The organism is Pseudomonas sp. NFPP28 (assembly GCF_900115535.1).
Lineage (GTDB): Bacteria > Pseudomonadota > Gammaproteobacteria > Pseudomonadales > Pseudomonadaceae > Aquipseudomonas > Aquipseudomonas extremorientalis.
The window spans coordinates 449,485-473,886 of record NZ_FOWT01000003.1; the positions used below are offsets into that span (position 1 = coordinate 449,485).

The window sequence follows — 24,402 nt, forward strand, 5'->3', positions numbered from 1 at the left end:
GCCTCGCATGAGGTGTTTTTGAGGTGTTTTTTGGGTATTACTGAGGTTTTGCAATGCTAGTCTCAGTTTTGTCCGGCGTCGAGCCGGACGATGCACAACAACAAAAACTCCTGGAGAACTGCATGCCTAACACCGATCTCGCCACGTCGTTCAGCGGCCAATACTTTGTCGTCACCGGCAGCACCCAGGGCCTGGGCGCGGCGGTCGCCCGTACTCTGGCGCAACGTGGCGCCGCCGGGCTGATCATCTGCGGGCGACGACGCGCCCAGGGTGAAGAGCAGGTGCGGCAGTTGGCCCAGCTGGATTGCCCGGCGTTTTTTGTCGAGGCGGACCTGGAGCAGGTCGAGGATTGCCGCGCGATCATCGATGCGGCGCGTACCCACTTCGGCACCTTGCATGGGCTGGTCAACTGCGCCGGGATGTCGGATCGCGGCACCATCCTGGACACCTCGCCCGAGCTGTTTGATCGGCTGATGGCGGTGAATGTGCGGGCGCCGTTTTTCCTGATGCAGGAGGCGCTGAAGCTGATGATCAGCAACGGCGTGGAAGGCGCGGTGGTGAATATCCAGAGCGTCACCGGGCACGGCGGGCAATCGTTCCTGAGTGCCTATGCCGCGTCCAAGGGCGCGCTGGCGATCCTCACCAAAAATGTGGCGTTCAGTGCCCTGCGCAATCGCATCCGGGTCAATGGCCTGAACATCGGCTGGATGGACACGCCCCACGAAGATGACATCCAGCGCCAGTACCACGGTGCCCAGGATGGCTGGCTGGAAAAGGCCGAGCGCGCACAGCCGTTCGGGCGCCTGCTCAAGCCTGAAGAAGTGGCGCGCAGCGTGGCCTTCCTGCTGTCCAGCGAGTCGGGAATGATGACCGGCTCGGTGATCGACCTGGAACAAGGCGTGGTCGGCTGTACCGACGGCGGCAGCCCGCAACCGAATCAGGCGCTGGGAGGTGTGTGATGTCGGCGTTCGTGACGGAACAGGCCGTGCGCCTGGCGGATTTCAATGACATCTGTGCGCAACGCGTGAGCCGAGAGGATTACCCTCTCTGCGCTCAAGTGCAGAGCAATGTGCCGATCTATCAGGCCCACACCCTGCGCAACAGCGACCGCCTGGCGGTGATGAATGAACTTCACCACCTGTTCCGCGAGGGGCCCGGGGTGATGGTGGTGCGCCGGGCCTATGAAGACCTGGAAGTGGTCGACCGCCACAGCCAGGTGTTCGAGGCGATCTTCGCCCATGAGGCGGCGCAGGGCGTGGCGGCCGATCACTTCGCCAAGGCCGGCAGCAACGGGCGCATCTGGAATTCATTGCAGAAAGCCGCGCTGCAGTCGCCGGCGTCGTTTGTGGAGTACTACGCCAACCCGCTGTTGGGGTTGATTGCCGAGGCGTGGCTGGGGCCGAGCTATCAGGTCACGGCGCAGGTCAACGTGGTGCATCCCGGTGGCCAGGCCCAGCAACCGCACCGCGATTACCACCTGGGCTTTCAGACCAATGATGTAGTGGAGCGCTTTCCCCTGCCCCTGCACCTGCTGTCCCAGTACCTGACGTTGCAAGGCGCGGTGGCGCACTCGGACATGCCGCTGGAAACCGGCCCGACTCAGTTGCTGCCGTTTTCCCAGCAATACGCCCTGGGTTACCTGGCGTGGCGGCGTCCGGAGTTTATCGACTATTTCCAGCAGCACGCCGTGCAACTGCCGCTGAACAAGGGCGACCTGCTGTTCTTCAACCCGGCGCTGTTCCATGCCGCCGGCACCAACCGCACAGCCGACCGCCAACGCATGGCCAACCTGTTGCAGATTTCCTCGGCGTTCGGCAAGCCCATGGAAGCCCTCGACCGCGACCGCATGATGCTGGCGGTGTACCCGGCCTTGCTGGACAACACCGCACTGGATGCCCAGGCCGCGGCGGCGGTGATCGCCTGCACCGCCGACGGCTATTCCTTCCCCACCAACCTCGACACCGACCCGCCCTTGAAGGGCCTGGCCCCGCAAACCGGGCAGCAACTGATGCAGCAAGCCCTCGACGAACGCTGGCCATTCCCGGCGTTTGCCGCTGCCGTGGAGCAACTGCGGACCAAGCGCCAGGCGTGAACCCTCTGTTTCAACAACAACAAAAACAACGGAGCACCATCATGAAGAAGCAACTCCTTGCGGCACTCCTGACCCTGGCGATAAGCCCCTGGGCGCTGGCCGACATCCGTATCGGCGTGAGCATCGCCCAGGTCGACGACGTCTTCCTCGCGCAGATGCGTGACTACATGGCCGCCCACGCCAAGCAACTGCCCGGCGTGACCCTGCAATTCGAAGACGCCCAGGGCGACGTGGTGCGCCAGCTCAACCAGGTGCAGAACTTCACCGCCCAGGGCATGGACGCGATTATCGTCAACCCGGTGGACACTGCTGCCACGCAAAAAATGACCGCCAACGCCCAGCAAGCCAAGACGCCGCTGGTGTACGTCAACCGCCGCCCGGATGCTCAGCAGTTGCCACCGGGCGTAGGGTATGTGGGCTCGGACGAGGTCAAGGCCGGTGAAATTCAGATGCGTTACCTGGCGCAAAAGATGGGTGGCAAGGGCAACCTGGCGATCATGCTCGGGCTTCTGTCCAACAACGCCACGCATAATCGGACGCTGGGGGTGAAGACCGTGCTCAAGGAGTATCCCGACATCAAGATCGTCGAGGAACAGAGCGCGGAGTGGCAGCGCAGCAAAGCGATTGACCTGATGAACAACTGGATCGTGTCCGGGCGCAAAATCGATGCGGTGGCGGCAAACGCGGATGAGATGGCGATCGGCGCGGCCATGGCGATCAGCCAGGCGGGCATGCAGCCGGGCAAGGACATCCTGGTGGCGGGCAGCGACGGTGGGGCTGCCGGGCTGGATGCGGTGAAGAAAGGCCAGTTGCTGGTGACGGTGTATCAGGACAACAAGGGCCAGGCCGTGGGCTCGATCGACCTGGCGGTGAAGATGGTGAAGAAGGAGCCGTACACGCCTGAGCTGACCATTCCTTATCAGCAGATCACCAAGGACAACTACCAGGCCTTCCTCAACCCTTGAGCCGAACGAACCTGTTGTGGCGAGCGGGCTTGCCCCGCGTTGGGCTGCGAAGCGGCCCCTTTTAAAACCGCTGCGGTGTTTCAGTTGAACCACGACATCAGTTATTGGGGCCGCTTCGCAGCCCAACGCGGGGCAAGCCCGCTCGCCACATCAAGCCCTCTCACCCGAGGGAGTTTGCGTCAACCGGTCTTCTCGCTGAACGGTTCAAGCCCATTCACCACCAGATAAAGCAACGGCCCCACCGACACAAACACCGCCGTCAGCACAAAATACGGCACCAGCGAAGCCAGCGACCGCCAGCACCGCCGTGTTGTTTGATCTGGCTGGCATCCCGTCCGATTCAGCCGAGGACTTTAACCTGCTGACCACGCTGTTGCAGTCGGGCGGCCTGGGCGATCACCTGATCAACGCCAACGAGGTCCGCACCCTCGCCTGGCAACGCGCCACCCGTGAGGCGCTGGGCAATCCTGAACTGGCCGCCCTGCTGGCGCGTTTACCGACGCCGGCCAGCACCGAGCTGCCCGCCGACATGCCGCCGCTGGTGCTGACGCGCATCCGCTCAAGCCGGGGCGAACTGAGTTTTCTCTCCACCTTCACCACCTTCGGCATGCCCCAGGACATCACCCTTTCCTCCCTGCGCATCGAACATCTGATTCCTGCCGACGACGCCACTTGGCAGGTGATGCGCGCGGCCTATGCGAGTTATGCCGCGCTGGTTTTGTGAAATATCTGTACGTAGACTGCCGCCATACCCCCACCTGAAGGCGGCGAAAAAAACCTGATGCAAGTTACCGAAGTCTCCATTGCCCAATTGCGCGCGGCACTTGAATCCGGCCAGACCACGGCCGTTGAACTGGTAGAAGCCTACCTGGCGCGGATCGATGCCTATGACGGTCCGCAGACCGCCACGGCCTTGAACGCCGTGGTGGTGCGCAACCCCCGGGCGCTCGAAGAAGCCGAGGCGTCCGATGCGCGCCGGGCCAAAGGCGAAACCCTGGGGCCTTTGGATGGCATTCCCTACACCGCCAAGGACAGCTACCTGGTCAAGGGCCTGACGGCGGCCTCCGGCAGCCCGGCGTTTGCCGACCTGGTGGCCCAACGCGATGCGTTCACCATCGAGCGCCTGCGCGCCGGCGGCGCTATCTGCCTGGGCAAGACCAATATGCCGCCGATGGCCAATGGCGGCATGCAGCGTGGCGTCTATGGTCGGGCGGAAAGCCCGTACAACGCCAACTACCTGACGGCACCGTTTGCTTCGGGCTCGTCCAACGGTGCCGGCACGGCGACGGCAGCCAGTTTCTCGGCCTTTGGCCTGGCCGAAGAAACCTGGTCCAGCGGGCGCGGTCCGGCGTCCAACAACGGCCTGTGCGCCTACACGCCGTCCAGGGGGGTGATTTCGGTGCGCGGCAACTGGCCGCTCACACCCACCATGGACGTGGTGGTGCCCTACGCACGCACCATGGCCGACCTGCTGGAAGTGCTCGATGTGGTGGTGGCCGAAGACCCGGACACCCGTGGCGACCTGTGGCGCCTGCAGCCCTGGGTGCCGATCCCGAGCGTCGCCTCGGTGCGCCCGGCGTCTTACGCTGACCTGGCCGTGAGCGCGGCCTCCCTCGCAGGCAAGCGCTTTGGCGTACCGCGCATGTACATCAATGCCGACCCCGACGCCGGCACCAGCGAGAAACCCGGCATCGGCGGCCCCACCGGGCAGAAGATCAACACCCGCGCCAGCGTTATCGACCTGTGGAACGACGCCCGCCAAGCCTTGGTGGCGGCCGGCGCTGAAGTGATCGACGTGGATTTCCCGTTGGTGTCCAACTGCGAAGGCGACCGCCCCGGCGCGCCCACCGTGTTTACCCGTGGGCTGGTGTCCAAGGAATTCCTGCACGATGAACTGTGGGAACTCTCGGCCTGGGCCTTCGATGATTTCCTGCGCGCCAACGACGATCCAGCGCTCAACCGCCTGGCGGATGTGGACGGGCCGAAGATCTTCCCCCACGACCCGGGCACCCTGCCCAACCGCGAAGACGACCTGGCCGCCGGCATGGATGAGTACGTGCGCATGGCCCAGCGTGGCATCACCCCGTGGGACCGGATCAGCACCGTCCCCGATGGCCTGCGCGGCCTGGAACAGACGCGCCGGATCGACCTGGAAGACTGGATGGACAAGCTTGGCCTCGACGCCGTGCTGTTCCCCACCGTGGCCGACGTAGGCCCGGCTGACGCCGATGTGAACGAAGCCTCTGCCGACATCGCCTGGAGCAACGGTGTCTGGGTGGCCAACGGCAACCTTGCCATCCGCCACCTGGGCGTGCCGACCGTCACCGTGCCCATGGGCGTGATGGCCGATATCGGCATGCCGGTGGGGCTGACGTTTGCCGGGCGCGCCTATGATGACTCGGCGTTGCTGCGGTTTGCGTCGGCGTATGAGTCGACCGGCAGCAAGCGCCTGGTGCCGCCGCGTACGCCGGCACTCTAACTCAAGGCAGGGGCACGGCAATCAACAGGATTGCCGTGCCGTGGGTAATCATCGCTCGCTCAGCCGTGCGCCAGCGCAATCATGTCGATCTCCACCGCCGCCGACTTCGGCAGCTGCATCACGCCGATCGACGTCCGCGTATGCACCCCGGCGCTACCGAGAACCTCGTGCAACAGGTCCGACGCGCCGTTGGCCACTTCACTCTGCTGATCAAAATCCTCGGCACTGCGCACGTACACGGTGATGCGCGGGATGGCCTTGATCTGGTCCAGCGAACCCAGGGCTTGCTGGAGTAACCCCAGGCAGCGCAACGCGCTGATGCCAGCGGCGACTTGCGCCTGGGCCAGGGTCAGGCTGTCACCAACCTTGCCCGGCAGCACGATGGCATCGCCGACACGCGGGATCTGGCCGCTGATATACAGGTGGTTGCCATCGCGGACCAGCGGCGTGTAGTTGCCGCCGATCTTGAACTCATTCAACTGATAGCCGATACGCAATTGGGCGGCCTGGTATTTTTCGTCGCGGGTCATGGGCGTTTTTCCTCGTTGCGACGTTGCCACTCATCCACCATGTCGCCCAGGGTCTTGGGCCTATCGTTGCGAATCCAGGCCATGAACGGCCGGTCGAACTTGAACCCCGGGCCGCAGTGCTCAAGCATGAAGCGGCGAACGTTCTGAGTGTTCTTGTAGTGTGGGGTGACGGGGGTAGTGCGGGTGATGGGGTCGCTGTGCCAGTCAAAATCCATGTTGTCTCTCGGGCGCCGTGGGGTTTCGGCGCTAGCATAGCGATGTGCTACCCGTGCAGGAAGCAAGGCGTGCATTGCTTGATGTCTTAGGACATCACATAAGCAGAAGATCTATTTATAACGCCATAAAGCCGAAGCTTTCAGGCTATTTCAAAATTTCACTTTCCTTCCCCATCTGAAATACTGCATGGTTGTACGACGACTTAACCCGTCGTGCCAGCCCCCAACAACAATAAGGAAACATCCATGCAAAACGTCAAAGTGTTGATCGGTTTTCTGTGCCTGTTCAGCGGCTATGTCGCCGCAGCGCCTGCCCCAGCCGAAAAGGACGTGGCCCAAGCGGTCGACCAACTGACCCAGGCCATGCTGCACCTGGACCTCAAGCAGCTTCACGCACTGACCTCCGACAAGCTCACCTACGGCCACTCCAGCGGCAAGGTGCAGAACAAAGACCAATTCATTGCTGACCTGGAAACCCACACCAGCGCGTTCAAGACCCTGGAAATGCAAAACCAGACCATCACCCTGCAAGGCGACACCGCACTGGTGCGCAACCACTTCCATGCCCTGGCGGTGAACAGTGGCGTTGAAGTGCCCACCGATATCGACAACTTCCAGGTCTGGCAGAAGCAAAAAGGCAAATGGCTGCTGATCGGACGTCAGGCCTACAAGTACTGATGCCCAGCGGTGAGCCGCTGAAACCGGCTCACCACGCCACCCCCTTGCGCACCGTCAACAGCGCTTCGCGCAGCGCTGGCAGCGCAACCGAGCCCAAGGCCAGGCGCAGTGCGTGGGGCACATGGGCCGAAACGGCAAACGGCTCGGCGGTGGACACGGAAATGCCCTCGCGCTGCAAGCTCATGGCCACCTGATCGGCCCGCGCCTCTTCCCCGAGAGGTAACCACAGGAAATACGAGGACGGATGGCTCACGTAGGCCAGCCCCTTCAGCACCTGCGCCGCCAAGGTCTGCCGCGCCTGGGCATCCTGGCGCTTCTGTGCTTCCAGTTGCGCCACCGTGCCATCTTCGAGCCAGGCCACCGCAATGGCGCTCATCACGCCCGGCACGTTCCAGGTAGTGGCCATGAGGGTGCGCTCCAGTGGTTTTACCCATTCCATTGGCGCTGCGACGAACCCGACACGTAACCCGGTCGCGACACTTTTCGACAGCCCGCCCACATACACCGTGCGCTCGGGTGCCAATGTCGCCAGCGGCGGCGGCGCGTCTTCGGCCAGGAACGCGTAGGCCGCGTCTTCGATGATCATCAGATTGTGCTGACGGGCGATCGACACCAGCTGTTCGCGCCGGGCCATGTCCATCACCCAGCCCAATGGATTGTGCAGGGTTGGCATGCTGTACACCGCGCGCACCGGGCGCTTGCGACACAGCTTGTGCAGCGCATCCAGGTCCGGCCCCAGCGGGGTGACCGGGATCGCGACGATTTCCAGGTGCAGGGTCTCGGCCAGCACCTTGAACCCCGAATAGGTCAAGGCATCCACGGCGATCACATCGCCAGGCTTGAGCAAGGCCATCATCGTCACCGCCAGGCCGTGCTGGGCGCCGCTGACCAGCAGCACCTGCTCGGCGTCCACCCTCAACCCTCGACTGAGCAAATGCCGCGCAAACGCTGCGCGCTCATGCAAGCGGCCCGCATGGGGCTGGTAACGCAACAGGGCTTCGAGGTCGCCGGAGAGTGCCAACTGGCGCAACGCCATGCGCAACATATCCGCCTGGCCCGGCAACGAGGGGTAATTGAAGTTCAGGTCGAGCATGCCCGGCGCCACCGTCATCTGCCCGCTGCCCTGCCCCGGCGGCAGCGAGATTTCGCGCACGAAGGTGCCACGCCCGGCTTCACCGCTGACCAGTCCCATCCCCTCAAGCTCCGCATACACCCGGCTGGCGGTGACCAGCGCGAGGCCATGCTCGGCGGCCAGTTGCCGGTGGGTTGGCAGGCGTGTGCCGGGAGACATGGTTCCGCTGCGGATGGCTTGGGCAAAGGTATCGACCAACGACTTGTAGCGGGCACGGGGCATTGGGCTGTATCCATGACAATTTTTTGATTGTCTCAATCCTCACCCCTAGGATGACCGCAACGCAACCCCTCCTTGTCCGGACGCCTGATCATGGAACGCACCTCCTCTCTCGACACCTTGAATACCAGCGCCCAAGGCTGGATCAACGGCTTTATCGGCGTGGTGATCTTCAGTGGCTCCTTGCCCGCCACGCGCCTGGCCGTGATGGAGTTCGACCCGGTATTCCTCACCATGATCCGCGCGGCCATCGCCGCCCTGCTGGGCGTGTTGCTGCTGTGGCTGTTCAAGGAAAAACGCCCCGCCCGCCAGCAGTGGATGCCCCTGGCGATTGTCGCCCTGGGCGTGGTGATCGGCTTCCCGCTGCTCACCGCCCTGGCGTTGCAATACGTAACCTCGGCCCACTCCATCGTGTTCATCGGCTTGCTGCCATTGGCCACCGCAGTGTTTGGCGTGCTACGCGGCGGCGAGCGTCCGCGCCCGGTGTTCTGGCTGTTTTCGATCCTGGGCAGTGTGCTGGTGATGGGCTATGCCTTCGCCCAGGGCTTGAGCGCCGCGCCGGCCGGCGACCTGCTGATGCTGCTGGCGGTGCTGGTCTGCGGCCTGGGCTATGCCGAAGGCGCCAAGCTGTCACGCAGCCTCGGCGGCTGGCAGGTGATCTGCTGGGCGTTGGTGGTCTCGATACCGGTGGTGGGGCCACTGAGCCTGATACTGGCGCCCACGAGCTTCAGCGACATCACGCTGCCCGCCTGGCTCGGCCTGGGCTATGTGGCGTTGTTCAGCATGCTGATCGGCTTTGTGTTCTGGTATCGCGGCTTGGCCCAGGGCGGGATCGCAGCCGTCGGCCAGTTGCAATTGCTTCAACCGTTTTTCGGCCTGGCGCTGGCGGCGGGCCTGTTGCATGAGCAGGTCAGCCTGGGCATGGTGCTGGTCACCGTCGCGGTGATCGGCTGTGTGGCTGGCGCGAAGAAGTTCGCCCGTTAACGCTGCGGCGCGACCATCTTGAACTTGATGTTGATGTCATTGGACACCACGCTGTTGCCGGCCCACTCGCCCTCGCCGATCTTGAAGTCGCCACGCCTGAGGATGAACTCGCCGTCGAACACACCAATGCCACCCTGCTCCTTGAGCACCACGTCGACGTCCACCGGCCGCGTGGTGCCCTTGATTGTCAGGTTACCACTGACCGTGTAGCGGTTCCCCCCCAGCGCCTTGACACCGGTGGATTCATACACGCCCACCGGGTAGGTCGCGGTATCGAACCAGGAGGCGCGTTGCAGCTCATCGTTGGCGTCCGGGCTGCCGGCGTCGATGCTGGCGAGCTGTATCCTGAGCAAGGCATGCCCGGCTTCCGGCTGTTGCGTATCGAAGGTCAAGGTGCCCTCGAAGTCGCTGAAGGTGCCGTATACCCGCTGCCCCAATTGCTTGTAGGTGAAGCTGATCTGGCTGGCGGTGCGGTTGACGTCCTTGTACTCCACCGCCTGGGCGCCGGCACCATAGGCAAGGATCAAGGCGAGGACGGCGACCGGGGTCTTTCGAGGTTTCATGCAGCACTCCGCAACAGGTGAAGACACAGTATCGAGCTGACACTTCATACCAGGGATTTATTCCCATCGGGCGTTTGTCCTGCTAAACAGAGTAGTCGCCCCACAACAATAAGGACGCTGCATGCACGCCCCTTCGCTCCAGGACACCACCGCGCCGGAAGGCATCTGCTACGGCTGCGGCGGCAGCAACCCTCATGGCCTGCATATCAAGAGCCGCTGGGACGCGGACGGTATCCACCTGGTCGCCGAACACCTGCCCGAGGCCAGGTACAGCGGCTGGCCCGACCTGGTCTACGGTGGCCTGATCGCGATGCTGGTGGACTGCCATTCCAACTGGACCGCCATGGCCTACCACTACCGCGCCGAACACCGCGAACCCGGCAGCCTGCCGCGCATCGATTGCGTGACCGGCAACCTGGGCATCAAATTCATCAAGCCGACCCCCATGGGCGTCACCCTCACGCTGCGCGCCCGTGTCGAGGGCGACGTGGGGCGCAAAACCCGCGTGATCTGCGAGGTGTACGCCGGTGACGTGCTGACCGCCGTAGGCGACTCGATCTTCGTGCGCGTCGACACCGGCCAACTGGCCGCCGCCGCCCATGGCCGTGACAGCTGATCCTGGTCTACATTGATGGCCACCGCTAATCGAGGACTGCACCGATGACTCGTCTCACCGCGAAAGACTTTGCGCCCGAACTGCTGGAACTCTACGACGGCTACGCCCACGGCAAGCTCAACCGTCGCGAATTTCTCGACCGCGCCGCCCTGTTCACCTTTGGCGGCCTCACCGCCTCGGCCCTGCTCACAGCCCTGAGCCCCAACTACGCCCTGGCCGAACAGGTGAAATTCACCGACCCGGACATCGTCGCCGACTACATCACCTACCCGTCGCCCACAGGCAACGGCAACGTGCGCGGCTACCTGGTGCGCCCGGCCAAGGCGGCGGGCAAATTGCCGGCGGTGGTGGTGGTCCATGAAAACCGTGGCCTCAACCCCTACATCGAAGACGTCGCCCGGCGCCTGGCCAAGGCCGGTTTTATCGCGCTGGCGCCGGATGGCCTGACCTCGGTGGGCGGCTACCCCGGTAACGACGAAAAAGGCGTGGAACTGCAACAGAAAGTCGACCCAACCAAGCTGATGAACGACTTCTTCGCCGCCATCGAATGGCTCATGCACCACGACAGCAGCACCGGCAAGGTCGGCATTACCGGTTTCTGTTATGGCGGTGGCGTGACCAATGCGGCGGCCGTGGCCTACCCGGAACTGGGCGCGGCCGTATCGTTCTATGGACGCCAGCCGGAAGCCAAGGACGTACCGCGCATCAAGGCGCCGATCATGCTGCATTACGCTGAGCTGGATACGCGGATCAATGAAGGCTGGCCGGCGTATGAAAAAGCGTTGAAAGCAGCCGGCACCACCTATGAGGCATACATCTACAAGGGGGCCAACCACGGTTTCCACAATGATTCGACGCCGCGTTATGACGAAGCGGCGGCGAACCTGGCGTGGGAGCGCACACTGGGCTGGTTCCGCAAATACCTGGTTTGAGCGCGGGGCGCACAGGGATGGGCTCAATGTTCCAGTGCGTAGCGCCGGCAATGGTCGAGATAACCCTGCTCATGGCTCCCCACCAGTTGCACCACGCTGGTCCACAGCCACGACGGCGCATCCAGCTGTCTGGAACGGTTCTCCTGCAACACCGCCATCCAGTCCTTGCGGGTGTCGCGGTCCATCTGCCGGGCATGGGCGACACCCACCACCCGCGCCAGGTAACCGGCGGCGTGCATGGCGTCGATCTCGCTCAATTCGTCCAATTCCAGCTTCATGTCCTGGGGCAGCAGTTCGCGGATGAAGAAACCGTTGTCCAGCATCCGCGTCGCCACCATGCGCTCCCCCAAACCCGGTGACAGTTGACGGGCACCCTCCACCACCCGGCGGCCATTGTCCCTGGGCATCTTCGCCCGTGCCACACGGGGCGCCGCCGCGCCGACGGCCTGCTTGATATCGATCAGGCAATATTCCTGGTCGTCCTTGTCGCCCACGCCGAGCAAGGCGGCATAACGCTGCAGGCCCAGGGAGCTGCAGCCCTTGACCCAATAGGCCGAATCCAGCAGCTCGACCCTGGCGTCCTTGGGGCGGCCTTTGAGTGACGTCACCAATTGATGGATGTCTGCGGAGGCACAGAGCGTTTGCAGCGCGTGCTTTTCGGCCCGCGACAGCGACCAGAAATGCTTGCCCAGCGGAATACTCGGGCGAGCGTTCTCGATGCGTTCACGCGCCAGGTTCTTCCAGGTGCGCGCCACGGCGCTGCGCATGCCCGCCTTGACCTGGGACGGACGCGGCGGCGCTTCGTCAGGCTTGTCTTTGAACGCCTGTTCGTAGCCCACCATCATTTCTTCGAGCATGCGCGCGGTGGTGACGCCGGGCAGGTCCGAGCCGCGTGCGGCGGTGGCCAGGGACAGCGCCAGGCGCACCAGGTCGTGGGCCGGGTTGCCGATCACCGTCTGGTCAAGGTCGCGGATATGCATATCGATGCGACCCTTGATATCGCCGGTAGGCCCCAGGTTGCCGGCGTGGCAGTCGCCGCAGATCCAGATCGCCGGGCCATGGGGCAAGCGGCGCCCGCTCTGGCTGTGCAGCCATTCGTAGAATTGCACGGTGCTGCCGCGCACGTAGGCGTGGGCAGAGCGGGCCATTTTCAGGTTGCGTAGTTGGGTCAGGTGCGGCAGGCGGGCGGAGGGGCGCGGTATCTTCATGGAAAAACTCAGTGCAGGTGTTGCGGTAGAGCGCTGGCCTTTGACAAATGTTTCATTATGTTTCAAAAAAAGCGTTTCAATCTTCCGCAGCCATATCCCGCAACCAGCCCTTGAACGCCAGCATCGCCGCCGTCTCGGCCCGCGACTGCAAGCGCGTCAACCAGTAACTGCCGGTGGTGATGCCGACATCGAACGGCTGGCGAATCACATCGCTCTCCAGTTGCCGCGCAAACATCATCGCTGGCGCCAAGGCCACGCCCAGGCCTTGCAAGGCCGCTTCCATCATCGCCAGCGAGGAATCGAACACGATACTGCGCGGCAGCAGGGTGTCGGCGGGCAAGCCGGCAGCCTGGAACCACAGGTTCCACTCATCGGCGCGGTAGGACCGCAGCAAGGTGTGTTTCAAGAGGTCGGACGGTGCGTGCAACTGTTCGGCCAGTTGCGGTATGCAGAGTACGGTAAGCGGGGCCTCCAACAGTTCGCAGGCATCCGTACCGTGCCAGGCGCCGGCACCGAAACGGACGGCGTAATCCAGGCCTTCGGCGGCCACGTCGACACGGTTGTTGTGGGTCGACAGACGCAGGTCGATAAACGGGTAGCGCTGCTGAAAATCCGCCAGGCGTGGCAGCAACCAACCGACCGCGAACGTGCCGACCGCACCGACGGTGAGGACCTCGCGGTAATGCCCGCCTTCAAATTGACCGAGGGTGTGAGCAATACGGTCGAAGGACTCGCGCAACACCGGCAGCAGGGTTTCACCTTCGCGCGTCAGCATCAGCCCTCGTGGCAGGCGTTTGAACAAGGTGACATTCAGTTGCGCCTCCAGGCTTTTCACCTGATGGCTGACCGCAGCCTGGGTCACACACAACTCGATGGCCGCCCGGGTAAAGCTCAAATGGCGGGCCGACGCCTCGAACGCGCGCAGGGCGTTGAGGGGCAAATGGGAACGCAGCATGTCCTACCCTAGATTTTCTAATGGCAGCTGCAAGATATCATCGTTTGTCGAAGGAACCGAACCTGACTAGATTTGCCACGCCTGCGCAGGCCCCGATCGTCAGTGCATCATTTACATGGAAGCGAATAACCATGAATTCCAACGTCAGAAATTTCCTGATTTCAGCCTTATTTATCAGCTCCGGCACCTGCATGGCCGCCACCGACCTGCGCCAGGTCGTAGACAGCAGCGTCGAACCCCTGATGCAGCAGCAAGGCATCGCCGGCCTATCGGTGGCGGTGGTGAACAAGGGCAAGGTGCAATACTTTAACTACGGCGTCGCCAACAAAGACATGCAACAACGCGTGACCGAAGACACGCTGTTCGAGATCGGCTCGGTGAGCAAGACCTTCACTGCCACCCTCGGCGGCTACGCTGCGGCAAGCGGCAAGCTGAAGCTGTCGGACATGGCCAGCCAGCATCTGGCCGCACTCAAGGGCAGTGCCTTCGACCGCATCAGCCTGCTGCAATTGGCCACCTACACCCCTGGCGGCCTGCCGCTGCAGTTTCCAGATGCCGCCGACAGTGCCGACACCATGCTCAATTATTTCCAGCACTGGAAACCCACTTACGCCCCAGGCGCACAGCGTCTGTATTCCAACCCCAGCATTGGCCTGTTCGGCTACCTCAGTGCGCAAAGCCTGGGCCAGCCGTTCAACGTCGCCATGGAGAAAACCCTGCTGCCCAAGCTGGGCCTGACGAACACCCATGTCAGCGTGCCGGCAGACAAAATCCCTACCTACGCCCAAGGCTACGACAAGGACCAGAAACCCGTGCGCGTCGGCCCCGGCGCGCTGGACAGCGAAGCCTATGGCATCAAGACCAGCACCCAGGACCTGGCGCAGTACGTGATGCTGAACATGCACCCGCAAACCCTGGAGAAACCGCTGCAACAGGCCATCGCCACCACCCACACCGGTTACTACACGGTGAACGGCATGACCCAGGGCCTGGGCTGGGAGTACTACCCCTACCCGATCACGCTGCAAGCGCTGATGGAGGGCAACTCCACACCGATGGCCATGGAGCCGCACACGGTGAAATGGTTGGCCCCGGCCCAGGCGCAGCCGGCCAACGTGCTGTACAACAAGACCGGCTCGACCCGTGGGTTCGGTGCCTATGTGGCCTATGTGCCGAGCAAGGACATGGGGGTGGTGATTCTGGCCAACAAGAACTACCCGAATGCCGAACGGGTGAAAGTGGCCCATGCGATCCTGAGTGCGCTGGACCACTGATGCACACGCCCCGCAGGAACCGGCAAGCCGGCTCCTGCACGTTGGGTTACATACCGAGCCAATGCGGCAGCGCCAGCGAAATGAACGGCAAGTACGTGACCATGATCAGGAACACCAACAGAATCATCAGCCACGGCATCGCCGCGCGGATGGTCTGCCCCAGGGTCAACCCGGTCACCGCCGAGGTCACGAACAGGTTCAGCCCCACCGGCGGGTGCACCAGGCCGATCTCCATGTTCACCACCATCACGATCCCCAGGTGGATCGGGTCGATGCCCAGCTTCATGGCAATCGGGAAGAAGATCGGCGCCAGGATCAGCACAATGGCCGACGGCTCCATGAAGCTGCCCGCTACCAGCAGCACTACGTTGACCATGATCAGGAAGCCAATCGGCGTCAGCCCTTCGGAGATCACCCACGCGGTGATTTCCTGGGGGATCTGTTCGGTGGTCAGCACATGGGCAAACAGCATGGCGTTGGCAATGATGAACATCAGCATGATTGCCAGGCGCCCGGACTCTAGCAGCACCTTGGGACAGTCGCGCAGCTTCATGTCCTTGTAGACGAACAACGCCACGAATGCCGAGTATACCGCCGCCACTGCGGCCGCTTCGGTCGGGGTAAACATGCCGCTGTAGATGCCGCCGAGGATGATCACCAGCAGCAACAGGCCCCAGAAGGCGCGGCGCGCGCAGGTCAGCCATTCGCGGAACGTCGCCCGGGGCTGGGCCGGCAGCTTCTTGATGCGTGCGACGATGTAGATGGCGATCATCAGCATCAGGCCCAGCAGCAACCCTGGAATTACCCCTGCCATGAACAGCTTGCCGACCGAGGTTTCAGTCGCCGCCGAATACACCACCATCACAATCGACGGCGGGATCAGGATGCCCAGGGTGCCGGCGTTACAGATGATCCCCGCACCGAACGCCTTCGGGTAACCGGAACGCACCATGCCCGCCACGGCAATCGACCCCACCGCCGCCACCGTCGCCGGTGACGAACCGGACAGCGCCGCAAACAGCATGCACGCCAACACCGCCGCAATCGCCAGGCCGCCACGAATATGCCCAACACAGGCGTTGGCAAAGTCGATCAGCCGCTGCGCCACCCCGCCGGTGGTCATGAACGCCCCGGACAACAGGAAGAACGGGATCGCCAGGAAGGTGTAGGCGTCGGAGGTCTCGAACAGCTTGATCGCCAGGGAACTCACCGAGTCCTGGCTGAACATCAGGATCGACACCGCACCGGACAGGCCCAGGGAAATCGCGATGGGCACGCCGAGGAACATGAACACGAACAACAACAGAAACAGACAGAGCACGGCCATCAGTGACGCTCCTCATGGCTGCCGGCCAATTTGCTGGCCTCACCGGCCTCGTCGGCCAAACCCAGCCCGACCTGACGGTGGGTAAGGATGCGGTAGAAAATTTCCAGGTAGCGGATAAACACCATGGCAAAACCGATGGGCACGATGATCACGATGTCACCGACGTCGATGCCGTACTGGTCGAGGTCTTCGGCGCCGATATGGGCGGTCATCACCGCGCTGACCCACTTGTAGCTGGCGATCATGAACAGCCCGGCATAGGCCAGGCAGCACAGGCAGGCGAACATCCCGAGCACGCGTTGCACCGGGCGCTTGGTCAGCTTGACCAGGGCGTCCACGCCGAGATGGCCGGCGGTGCGCACGCCGTAGGAAATACCGAAGAAAATCAGCCAGCCGAACATGGCCTTGGTCAGCGCCACGCTCCAGGTCATGTCCTGGGCCCAGGTCATGGTGTGGTCGCCCAGGGCACCGAAGAAGGTGCTGCTGAAGGCCCACTTGTCCGACAGGGCAAAGAACAGCGTGTAGATGTTGTTGAGCATGACGTAGACGAATGTCACCAGGGTCATGGCTGCCAGCAGGAAGGCAATGAAACCTTCCTCCAGGTGCTCCCAGACGCGCCTTAGCGTTTGCATGGCAAAACCTCGCGAAAGCAAATGAGATATCGATATGTGGGAGGGGGCTTGCCCCCTCCCACATTGGGGGTTACCGATTGGAGGCGTCCGCGGCCTTGATCAGATCAGCCCCGATCTCACCTTCGAACTTCTGCCACACCGGGCGCATGGCTTCGCGCCACAGCTGGCGTTGCTCCGGGGTCAGTTCGATGATTTCGCTGGTTTTGGCGTCGACGATCTTCTGCCTGGCCGACTGGTTCAGCGCCTCGGCCTGCTTGTTCACCTCGACGGTGACCTCGACCATGATCTGCTCCAGGGTGCTGCGGATGTCCGGTGGCAGGCCGTTCCAGAACTTGGCGTTGGTGATCACCATGTAGTCGATCAGGCCATGATTGGACTCGGTGAAGAACTTCTGCACCTCGTTGACCTTCTGGCTTTCATAGTTCGACCAGGTGTTCTCGGTGCCGTTGACCGTGCCGGTCTGCAGGCCTTGGTACACCTCGGCGAAGCTCATCTTGCGCGGGTTGGCGCGGATCGCCTTGAACTGCTCTTCCAGCACGCTGGAGGCCTGTACGCGGAACTTCAGGCCACGGGCGTCCTTGGGTTCATGCAGCGCTTTGTTTGCGGACAATTGCTTGAGGCCGTTGTGCCAATAGGCCAGGCCGAGGATGTTCTTGTCCTGCATCGAGGTCAGCAGTTCCTTGCCCTGGGCCGCCTGGAAACGGTCGACAGCAGCCAGGTCATTGAACAGGAACGGCAGGTCATAGATCTGCACCTGCTTGGTGTATTGCTCGAACTTTGCCAGGGACGGCGCCAGCATCTGCACGTCGCCCAGCAGCAGCGCTTCCATCTCCTTGCCATCGCCGAACAGCGACGAGTTCGGGTACACCTCGACCTTCACCTTACCGGGCAGACGCTCTTCGGCGAGCTTCTTGAACAACAGCGCGCCCTGGCCTTTGGGGGTGTTTTCGGCCACCACATGGGCGAACTTGATCACGATCGGGTCCGCCGCCTGAGCCAGGCCTGCGGCAAACAAGGTGGCGGCGCACAGCAGCGCCCGGGAGAGCTTGAGCATGGAAAATTACCTTCTTATTGTTGTGTTGTAAGGCAAGGTGCCTGATGTGACGCGTGTAGTGAATTTCGAATTTTAGATACCTGCGTTCGGAGTGGCCGAACGCTGCGCCTGGGCCGCCAACAACCTTTGTGCACGCAGCAATACCGGCGCATCCACCATCTGCCCATCGATCTGGTAGGCCCCTGCCCCATGGGCGCCGGCGTCCACCACCCGCTGCGCCCAGGCCAGGTCTGCGGCGCTCGGTGCGAGCGCTTCATGGATCACGGCCACCTGCTTGGGATGGATACACAACGCCCCGGCAAAGCCCATTTCGTAGGCATGCCGGATGGAACGGCGCAGGCCCTCGGGGTCATCGATGGCCGGGTGGACGCCGTCCAACGGCGCGACCAGCCCGGCGGCGCGGGAGTGTACGATCAGCGCCAGGCGCGCCTGGTCCAGGGCGAACTGCGCAGCCGGGGAGTTGCTGCTCAGGTTCAGGTCCAGCGCCAGGTCCAGCCCACCAAACGACAGACGCTGCACCTGCGGCGCATGGGCGATCTCGGCCACAGCCAACAAGCCACGGGCGCTTTCGATAATCGGCCAGATCACTTTGCCGGTGGCGGCAACCACCGCCACCTGCGCGGCACTTTCAACCTTGGGCAGCAACACCCCCGCCACATTCGCATGGGCCTTGCAGAACGCCACATCCTCAAAATGCTCGGTATGTTCCGGCGCATTGATGCGCACCCACACCTGGGCAGCGGGGTTCGCCGTCAAAAACGCCCCGAGGTTATCCCGCGCCTGGCGCTTGAGCGGCTCTTCCACCGCGTCCTCGAAATCCACGATCACCGCATCGGCCCCACTGGCCAGGGCTTTGGAAAATCGTTCCGGTCGGCTACCGGGTACAAACAACGCCGAACGCACCAATGGCTTTGGCATGACACAATTCCTTATTCAGATAACGCCGCGCGCGCGCAGGCTGTCGATGGCATCGCCGGAGTAACCGAGCTGATCGAGAATGTCCTGGCTGTGTTGACCCAATGCCGGAACGCCGTCCATGCGTGGGGTGAACGCGGCATTGCGGGCCGGCGGCAACAGCGACGGCAGCGGACCGGCCGGGCTGTCGACTTCACGCCAGCTGTCGCGCGCCTTGAGTTGCGGGTGGTCCCACACGCCTTGCATATCGTTGACCCGGGCGCTGGCGATCTGCGCCTCCTCCAGGCGCTGGATCACCGCTTCGGCATCCAATTGCGCAAAGCGGTCGACGATGATCTGGCGTAACACTTCACGGTTGGCCGAGCGCTTGAAGTTGGCGCTGAAACGCTCGTCCGCCGCCAGTTCAGGCGTGAGCAGCACCTTGTCGCAAAACGCCGCCCATTCGCGCTCGTTCTGCAACCCCAGCATGACGGTGCCACCATCGCCAGTGGGGAACGGCCCATAGGGGTAGATCGTTGAGTGCGCAGCGCCGGCACGCGGTGGCTGCGGTGCGCCGTCGAAGGCGTAATACATCGGGTAGCCCATCCACTCCACCAGGCTTTCCAGCATGCTCACGTCGATGCGACTGCCCTTGCCGGTCTTGCCGCGCAGCAGCAGCGCCGAGAGGATGCCGCTGTAGGCGTACATGCCTGCCGAGATGTCGGCGATGGAACAACCAGCCTTGGCCATCTGGTCGTCGCCAGGGCCACCGGTCACCGAGAGAAAACCGCCTTCGCTCTGGATCAGCAGGTCGTAGGCCTTCTTTTTCTCGTACGGCCCGCCTTCGCCGTAGCCGGAAATATCGCAGACGATCAACCGTGGGAAACGCTCGTGCAGCGCCTCGAACGACAGGCCCATGCGCGCCGCCGCGCCGGGCGCCAGGTTCTGCACCAGCACATCGGCATCGGCGAGCAGGGTGCCGAGGATATCGCCTGCCTCGTCCTGCTTGAGGTCCAGGGTCAGGCTTTCCTTGGAACGGTTGGTCCACACGAAATGCGAGGCCAGGCCGCGCACGCGCTCGTCGTAGCCACGGGCAAAGTCGCCGGCGCCGGGGCGTTCGATCTTGATCACGCGGGCGCCCAGGTCTGCCAACTGGCGTGTGCAGAATGGCGCGGCAATCGCATGTTCCAGGCTGACAACGGTGATGCCGTCCAGCGGTCTCGGGTTAGTCATGACAGTTCCTCAGAGCCAGTGGGCCATGGACGTGGCGTTGCGCAAATTCCAGACCTTCTCGATCAGGGCGTTGGCCTGGGCCGGTGTGCGGGCGCCGCTGAACAGGCTCAGCCGCTGGAATTTATCCGCCAGCTCCGCGCGGCTCAGGGTGTTGCCCGGATCGCCCTTGGGCTCGTCGATAGCGCCATGCAGCGTGCGGCCATCCTGCGTGGTAACGGTGACGCGGCCGAGCCAGCGTTGCGGGTAGGCGCCGTCGACTTCGGGGTCGAGGGTCATGCTGACCTTGTCGCGAAAAGCCGAGACGGCTGGATCGGTCAATGCCAGCTCATGGAACTCGGTGAGACCGGCCTTGCCATGCACGCCAATCAAGCCCAGCACGGTGCCCATGGAGAACTTGGCCTGGTGCACGCTGGTCGGTACGTTCACGCGCCCCAGCACATCGATCGCGCCTTGGTGCACGCGGGTTTCGACGCGGGCAATATCGGCGGCGGCGAGACGTTCGCGTTGCATCAGGTCCAGCAGCGCATCGGCGGCCGGATGGGTATGGCGGCACGAGGCGTGGAACTTGAACGAGGTTTCCAGCAGCGCCCAGCGACTGCCAAGGCCAGCGGACAACTTGCTCGGCTCGGCATCGCTGGACATGCCCGCCGCCAAGCCCTGGTCACCTTCCAGGATATTACGCGCCCCCGTCAGCCCATCCGCCGTCAGGTATGCGGCGAGCAAGCCATCCGCTGCCGCCTTGGCGGTGTGCAGTTGCTTGGAGTCGGCGGCATCGCGCAGGAACTCCCACAAGCCAGCGGCCTGGGTGCCCGCGCTGCCGAGCAGGTTGATGAATTGTTCCTGGTTGAAATCCAGCAGCTTGCCCACCGCGACCGCCGCCGCCAACGTGCCGACGGTGGCCGTGGTGTGGAAGATGCGGTAATGGGAGCGCCCCATGAATTCGCCGATACGGATACCAGCCTCGTAGCCGGCCACCGAGGCCAGCAGCAAGTCGCGGCCGGATTTGCCCAGGTCCTGGGCGGCGGCCAGGGCAGCCGGAAACACCACGGTGGCCGGGTGCAACACGGAGCTGTTGTGCAGGTCATCCTGCTCCACCAGGTGCGACGAAGCACCGTTGACCAACGCGGCGAAGTAGGCGCTGCTGCCGGCGCCATTGACGATCACTTGCGCCGGGCCGTTACTCGGCCCCATCTTCTGCGCATAACGCTCGAACAATGGAATCGGATGCGCGCCCTTGCTCGCCAGCGCCGAGGCCAGCCAGTCCAGGTACAAATCTTCGGTGCGCGCCAGGACGTTTTCGGGCAACTGTGCGTAGTGCAGGTCCGCCAGGAACCGACACAAGGCTTGGGTTTGGCTCATGGTCGGGCCCTCAGAAGCTGCGTGGCAGTTCGAGCAAGTGCTCGGCCACGTAGGACAGGATCAGGTTGGTGGAGATCGGCGCCACCTGGTACAGGCGCGTCTCGCGGAATTTGCGCTCCACGTCGTACTCGCAGGCAAAGCCGAAACCGCCGTGGGTTTGCAGGCAGGCATTGGCCGCCTCCCAGGACGCCTTGGCCGCCAGGTACTTGGCCATGTTGGCGCTGGCGCCGGCCTGTTTACCGCTGTCGTATTCCTCGCAGGCGCGCCAGCGCATCAGGTCCGCCGCTTCGATCTCGATATGCGCCTCGGCAATCGGGAACTGCACACCCTGGTTCTGCCCGATGGGCCGGCCAAACACCACGCGGTCACGGGCATACGCGCAGGCTTTTTCGATAAACCAGCGGCCGTCGCCGATGCATTCGGCGGCGATCAGCGTGCGTTCGGCGTTGAGGCCGTCGAGGATGTATTTGAAACCCTTGCCCTCTTCGCCGATCAGGCTGTCCAGCGGCAACTCCAGGTTGTCGAAGAACAGCTCGTTGGTCTCGTGGTTGACCATATTGGCGATGGGCTGCACGGTCAGGCCGTTGCCGATGGCTTCGCGCAGGTCCACCAGGAAGATCGACATGCCTTCGGATTTCTTCTTCACCTCGGCCAACGGCGTGGTGCGCGCCAGCAGGATCATCAGGTCGGAATGCTGGATCCGCGAGATCCACACCTTCTGGCCGTTGATCACGTACTTGTCGCCGCGCTTGATCGCGGTGGTCTTGATTTTGGTGGTGTCGGTGCCGGTGGTGGGCTCGGTCACGCCCATCGATTGCAGGCGCAATTCGCCGCTGGCCAGCTTGGGCAGGTAGAAGCGTTTCTGCGCTTCGCTGCCGTGCCGCAACAGGGTGAACATGTTGTACATCTGGCCGTGCACGGTGCCGGAGTTGCCGCCGCAGCGGTTCACTTCTTCAAGGATTACCGAAGCTTCGGCCAGGCCCAGGCCGGAACCGCCGTATTCTTCGGGGATCATCGCCGACAGCCAGCCGGCGTCGGTCAGCGCCTTGACGAAGGCTTCGGGGAAGCCCTTCTCTTCATCGATCCGGCGCCAGTAAGCGGCATCGAATTCAGCGCACAAGGCGCGCACGCCGTCGCGGATGGCATTGAGTTCTTCGTTGTCATTCGGGTTCATCTGCGGCTCTCCGCCTGTTGTTCTTGGATTATTCGAAATGCACCTGGGCTTGCTGTGCCAGGCCATCGGTATTGCCGGCCCACAGCTGGGCCACACCGGTCTCGGTCACGCGCCCGCCCACTTCGAAGGGTTGCGGCGCGATCAATGGCCGCACGCCGCGATAGGCAAACCGGCGCAAGGTGGCGTCGGGACGGGCGCGGCAGAACGCACGCAGGCTCAGGGTGGCGATGAGCGGCCCGTGCACCACCAGTCCCGAGTAGCCTTCGGTGCCGGTGACATAGGGGTAGTCGTAGTGAATGCGGTGGCCGTTGAAGGTCACCGCGCTGTAGCGAAACAGCAGGGTCGGCGTGGGGTCGACGGTTTCGGACCACTCGCCCTGCTCCAGCGCCTCGCCGCTGCCCGATTTGGGCGGCGTGGGTTCGCGGTAGACGATGTCCTGGTCCTCGCGGATCGCCAGGCGGCCTTGCTGGGAGTAGTCGTGGCGCACGGTGACGAACAGCAGCGCGCCGCTGCGGCCGGTCTTTTCTTCGACCTGGGTGATGGTCGACACCCGGGTCGCCGCCTCACCGGCACGCAGTGCATGCAGGAACTCGATGCGCCCACCGGCCCACATGCGATTGCGGTTGTCGGCTGGCGGCAGGAAGCCGCCACGGGCCGGATGACCGTCAGTGCCCAGGGCGGTTTCCGGCAGTGGGTCCTGGAAGAAACACCACTGCCACAGCGGCGGGATATCCGCGCCGTCTTCGGGCACGGCTTCGCCGAAGGTGGCGGCAATACGCTTGAGCAGGTTATGGCTGAGGTGGTCGTGGGCGGTTTCGCTTCGGCCGATCCAATCGGTGGCGCTCATCGGGTGCAGGTCCTCGGGCAGTGAGTGTCTGCCCCGGATCATGCAAGGACGCACCCGTTCCGGGAATTTGCATTTCAATAAACCAGCGTTCGGTTATGCTGAACGCCGCCACCCTGTCCCGGGAGTCTTGCATGCACTTCGATCTGGCCGACCTGCGCCTGTTTATCCACATCGCCGAATCCCCCAGCCTGACCCAGGGCGCCAAGCGTGCGTTTCTTTCGCCGGCCGCCGCCAGTGCGCGGATCAAGGCCCTCGAAGGCCAACTCGACACGCGTCTGCTGTACCGCGACAGCCGTGGCGTGGAGATCACCCCGGCCGGGGAGCGCCTGCTGCACCATGCGCGGTTGATCATGCGTCAGGTGGATTACCTGAAAAGCGAATTCACCCAATACGGCGTGGATTCCGCCGGGCATATCCGCATTTTTGCCAACACCACGGCGGTCACCGAGTTCTTGCCGGAGGTGCTGGCGGGCTTCCTGTCCCAGCGCCCTGGCGTAACGGTGGACCTGCAGGAGCGCCTGTCCCGCGACATCGTGCGTGGTGTGCTGGATGGCACCAGCGACATGGGCATCATCGCCGGCCCCGTGGAAGCCTCGGGGTTGCAGGTGCTGCACTTCAGCACGGATAAACTGGTGCTGATGGTGCCGGTGGGGCATGCACTGGCGCAACAAACCTCAGTCACCCTGGAACAGACCCTCGCCTACCAGCACATCGGCCTGCATGAAGGCAGCACCTTGCTGAGCTTCCTGCGTGAACACGTCGAGCGACTGGGCAAGCACTTGTCGCTGCGTATCCAGGTGTCGAGTTTCGAGGCGATCTGCCGGATGGTCGAAGCCGGCGTGGGCATCGGCATCATTCCCGAGTCCGCCGCTGTACGCCACAGCCGCACCATGCAACTGGTGGCGGTGAAGCTTGATGAGCCGTGGGCAATCCGCGAGCGCAGCATCCTGGTGCGGGAGCTGGAGGCGTTACCCGGCACCATTCGGGCGTTGATTGCCACACTGATGCCGGAAAACGCCTAAGCTGATCAGTCACCTTGC

The 24,402-nt window shown here is 63.3% G+C and carries 24 protein-coding genes and 2 pseudogenes; 11 read left to right on the plus strand and 15 right to left on the minus strand.

Features of this window, described 5'->3' with window-relative positions:
* Window positions 1–122: 122 nt before the first annotated feature.
* Genes BM110_RS10775 through BM110_RS10785 form a run of 3 tightly spaced genes read left to right on the plus strand, consistent with a single transcriptional unit; the run spans window position 123 to window position 3,057 of the window.
* Window positions 123–959 carry an SDR family oxidoreductase gene (locus BM110_RS10775; protein WP_093513359.1) on the plus strand — a complete coding sequence of 279 codons (837 nt, stop codon included), beginning with the start codon at window positions 123–125 and terminating at the stop codon, window positions 957–959.
* Window positions 959–2,092 carry a phytanoyl-CoA dioxygenase family protein gene (locus BM110_RS10780; RefSeq protein ID WP_093513360.1) on the plus strand — a complete coding sequence of 378 codons (1,134 nt, stop codon included), beginning with the start codon at window positions 959–961 and terminating at the stop codon, window positions 2,090–2,092. The genes BM110_RS10775 and BM110_RS10780 overlap by 1 nt, the downstream gene beginning before the upstream one ends.
* A gap of 41 nt (window positions 2,093–2,133) precedes the next feature.
* Complete coding sequence (locus tag BM110_RS10785; RefSeq protein ID WP_093513361.1) at window positions 2,134–3,057, plus strand: sugar ABC transporter substrate-binding protein; 924 nt, start codon at window positions 2,134–2,136, stop codon at window positions 3,055–3,057.
* A gap of 179 nt (window positions 3,058–3,236) precedes the next feature.
* On the opposite strand, the pseudogene BM110_RS10790 reads toward BM110_RS10785, so the two are convergent.
* Window positions 3,237–3,353 (minus strand): annotated as a pseudogene (locus tag BM110_RS10790) (DUF2834 domain-containing protein); the annotation flags it as partial.
* Between BM110_RS10790 and BM110_RS10795 the strand changes: the two are divergent.
* Both BM110_RS10795 and BM110_RS10800 read left to right on the plus strand, forming a co-directional pair.
* Window positions 3,320–3,781, plus strand: a pseudogene (locus BM110_RS10795) (transcriptional regulator); the annotation flags it as partial. The pseudogenes BM110_RS10790 and BM110_RS10795 sit on opposite strands and share 34 nt — an antisense overlap.
* 54 nt (window positions 3,782–3,835) lie before the next feature.
* Window positions 3,836–5,536 carry an amidase gene (locus BM110_RS10800; protein WP_175507963.1) on the plus strand — a complete coding sequence of 567 codons (1,701 nt, stop codon included), beginning with the start codon at window positions 3,836–3,838 and terminating at the stop codon, window positions 5,534–5,536.
* Window positions 5,537–5,595: 59 nt separating this feature from the next.
* Here BM110_RS10800 and BM110_RS10805 read toward each other — a convergent pair whose 3' ends face one another.
* Together BM110_RS10805 and BM110_RS10810 are read right to left on the minus strand one after the other, a co-directional pair.
* Window positions 5,596–6,066 carry a RidA family protein gene (locus tag BM110_RS10805; protein ID WP_071487907.1) on the minus strand — a complete coding sequence of 157 codons (471 nt, stop codon included), beginning with the start codon at window positions 6,064–6,066 and terminating at the stop codon, window positions 5,596–5,598.
* On the minus strand, window positions 6,063–6,281 hold the full coding sequence (locus tag BM110_RS10810; RefSeq protein WP_093513363.1) for a DUF6434 domain-containing protein: 219 nt from the start codon (window positions 6,279–6,281) through the stop codon (window positions 6,063–6,065). The genes BM110_RS10805 and BM110_RS10810 overlap by 4 nt, the downstream gene beginning before the upstream one ends.
* A gap of 246 nt (window positions 6,282–6,527) precedes the next feature.
* Here BM110_RS10810 and BM110_RS10815 point away from each other — a divergent pair, with 246 nt between their 5' ends.
* On the plus strand, window positions 6,528–6,959 hold the full coding sequence (locus BM110_RS10815; RefSeq protein WP_058424070.1) for a nuclear transport factor 2 family protein: 432 nt from the start codon (window positions 6,528–6,530) through the stop codon (window positions 6,957–6,959).
* Window positions 6,960–6,987: 28 nt separating this feature from the next.
* Here BM110_RS10815 and BM110_RS10820 read toward each other — a convergent pair whose 3' ends face one another.
* Window positions 6,988–8,313 carry an aminotransferase-like domain-containing protein gene (locus tag BM110_RS10820; RefSeq protein ID WP_093513364.1) on the minus strand — a complete coding sequence of 442 codons (1,326 nt, stop codon included), beginning with the start codon at window positions 8,311–8,313 and terminating at the stop codon, window positions 6,988–6,990.
* 90 nt (window positions 8,314–8,403) lie between these two features.
* Between BM110_RS10820 and BM110_RS10825 the strand changes: the two genes are divergently transcribed.
* Window positions 8,404–9,294 carry a DMT family transporter gene (locus tag BM110_RS10825; RefSeq protein WP_093121183.1) on the plus strand — a complete coding sequence of 297 codons (891 nt, stop codon included), beginning with the start codon at window positions 8,404–8,406 and terminating at the stop codon, window positions 9,292–9,294.
* Here the strand turns inward: BM110_RS10825 and BM110_RS10830 are convergent.
* Window positions 9,291–9,857, minus strand: a complete 567-nt coding sequence (locus BM110_RS10830; RefSeq protein ID WP_093513365.1) for a YceI family protein — start codon at window positions 9,855–9,857, stop codon at window positions 9,291–9,293. The two genes, BM110_RS10825 and BM110_RS10830, sit on opposite strands and share 4 nt — an antisense overlap.
* A 121-nt stretch (window positions 9,858–9,978) precedes the next feature.
* On the opposite strand from BM110_RS10830, the gene BM110_RS10835 reads away from it, so the two are divergent.
* Window positions 9,979–10,473 (plus strand): PaaI family thioesterase, encoded by a 495-nt coding sequence (locus tag BM110_RS10835; protein WP_093513366.1) that lies wholly within the window; start codon window positions 9,979–9,981, stop codon window positions 10,471–10,473.
* Between the two features lie 44 nt (window positions 10,474–10,517).
* Complete coding sequence (gene yghX, locus BM110_RS10840) at window positions 10,518–11,405, plus strand: YghX family hydrolase (RefSeq protein ID WP_093513367.1); 888 nt, start codon at window positions 10,518–10,520, stop codon at window positions 11,403–11,405.
* 23 nt (window positions 11,406–11,428) lie between these two features.
* On the opposite strand, the gene BM110_RS10845 is transcribed toward yghX, so the two are convergent.
* Together BM110_RS10845 and BM110_RS10850 are read right to left on the minus strand one after the other, a co-directional pair.
* Window positions 11,429–12,613 (minus strand): DUF2252 family protein, encoded by a 1,185-nt coding sequence (locus BM110_RS10845; protein ID WP_093121185.1) that lies wholly within the window; start codon window positions 12,611–12,613, stop codon window positions 11,429–11,431.
* Window positions 12,614–12,689: 76 nt separating this feature from the next.
* Complete coding sequence (locus BM110_RS10850) at window positions 12,690–13,568, minus strand: LysR family transcriptional regulator (RefSeq protein WP_093121186.1); 879 nt, start codon at window positions 13,566–13,568, stop codon at window positions 12,690–12,692.
* A 131-nt stretch (window positions 13,569–13,699) separates the two neighbouring features.
* On the opposite strand from BM110_RS10850, the gene ampC reads away from it, so the two are divergent.
* Entirely contained in the window at window positions 13,700–14,842 is a 1,143-nt protein-coding gene (ampC, locus tag BM110_RS10855) for a class C beta-lactamase (protein WP_093121187.1), read from the plus strand.
* 46 nt (window positions 14,843–14,888) lie between these two features.
* Here the strand turns inward: ampC and dctM are convergent, their stop codons facing one another.
* The 8 genes from dctM to BM110_RS10895 all read right to left on the minus strand — a co-directional run bounded on the left by dctM (window position 14,889) and on the right by BM110_RS10895 (window position 23,362).
* On the minus strand, window positions 14,889–16,169 hold the full coding sequence (dctM, locus tag BM110_RS10860) for a C4-dicarboxylate TRAP transporter large permease protein DctM (protein ID WP_071487917.1): 1,281 nt from the start codon (window positions 16,167–16,169) through the stop codon (window positions 14,889–14,891).
* Complete coding sequence (locus BM110_RS10865) at window positions 16,169–16,801, minus strand: TRAP transporter small permease (RefSeq protein WP_092244098.1); 633 nt, start codon at window positions 16,799–16,801, stop codon at window positions 16,169–16,171. The genes dctM and BM110_RS10865 overlap by 1 nt, the downstream gene beginning before the upstream one ends.
* Window positions 16,802–16,871: 70 nt before the next feature.
* Complete coding sequence (locus tag BM110_RS10870; protein WP_071487919.1) at window positions 16,872–17,855, minus strand: TRAP transporter substrate-binding protein; 984 nt, start codon at window positions 17,853–17,855, stop codon at window positions 16,872–16,874.
* A 72-nt stretch (window positions 17,856–17,927) separates the two neighbouring features.
* Complete coding sequence (locus tag BM110_RS10875; protein ID WP_093121190.1) at window positions 17,928–18,773, minus strand: HpcH/HpaI aldolase/citrate lyase family protein; 846 nt, start codon at window positions 18,771–18,773, stop codon at window positions 17,928–17,930.
* A 15-nt stretch (window positions 18,774–18,788) separates the two neighbouring features.
* The gene (locus BM110_RS10880; RefSeq protein WP_071487921.1) at window positions 18,789–19,982 is read right to left on the minus strand and encodes a CaiB/BaiF CoA transferase family protein; all 1,194 of its coding nucleotides are present in this window, start codon (window positions 19,980–19,982) and stop codon (window positions 18,789–18,791) included.
* 9 nt (window positions 19,983–19,991) lie between these two features.
* The gene (locus tag BM110_RS10885; protein WP_093513368.1) at window positions 19,992–21,341 is read right to left on the minus strand and encodes an MmgE/PrpD family protein; all 1,350 of its coding nucleotides are present in this window, start codon (window positions 21,339–21,341) and stop codon (window positions 19,992–19,994) included.
* 10 nt (window positions 21,342–21,351) lie between these two features.
* On the minus strand, window positions 21,352–22,515 hold the full coding sequence (locus tag BM110_RS10890) for an acyl-CoA dehydrogenase family protein (protein ID WP_093513369.1): 1,164 nt from the start codon (window positions 22,513–22,515) through the stop codon (window positions 21,352–21,354).
* Between the two features lie 28 nt (window positions 22,516–22,543).
* Window positions 22,544–23,362, minus strand: coding sequence for an HTD2 family dehydratase (locus tag BM110_RS10895; protein ID WP_093513370.1), 819 nt, complete (start codon window positions 23,360–23,362; stop codon window positions 22,544–22,546).
* Between the two features lie 131 nt (window positions 23,363–23,493).
* Here BM110_RS10895 and BM110_RS10900 point away from each other — a divergent pair, with 131 nt between their 5' ends.
* Window positions 23,494–24,384 (plus strand): LysR family transcriptional regulator, encoded by an 891-nt coding sequence (locus BM110_RS10900; RefSeq protein ID WP_093513371.1) that lies wholly within the window; start codon window positions 23,494–23,496, stop codon window positions 24,382–24,384.
* The last annotated feature ends 18 nt before the right edge of the window (window positions 24,385–24,402 follow it).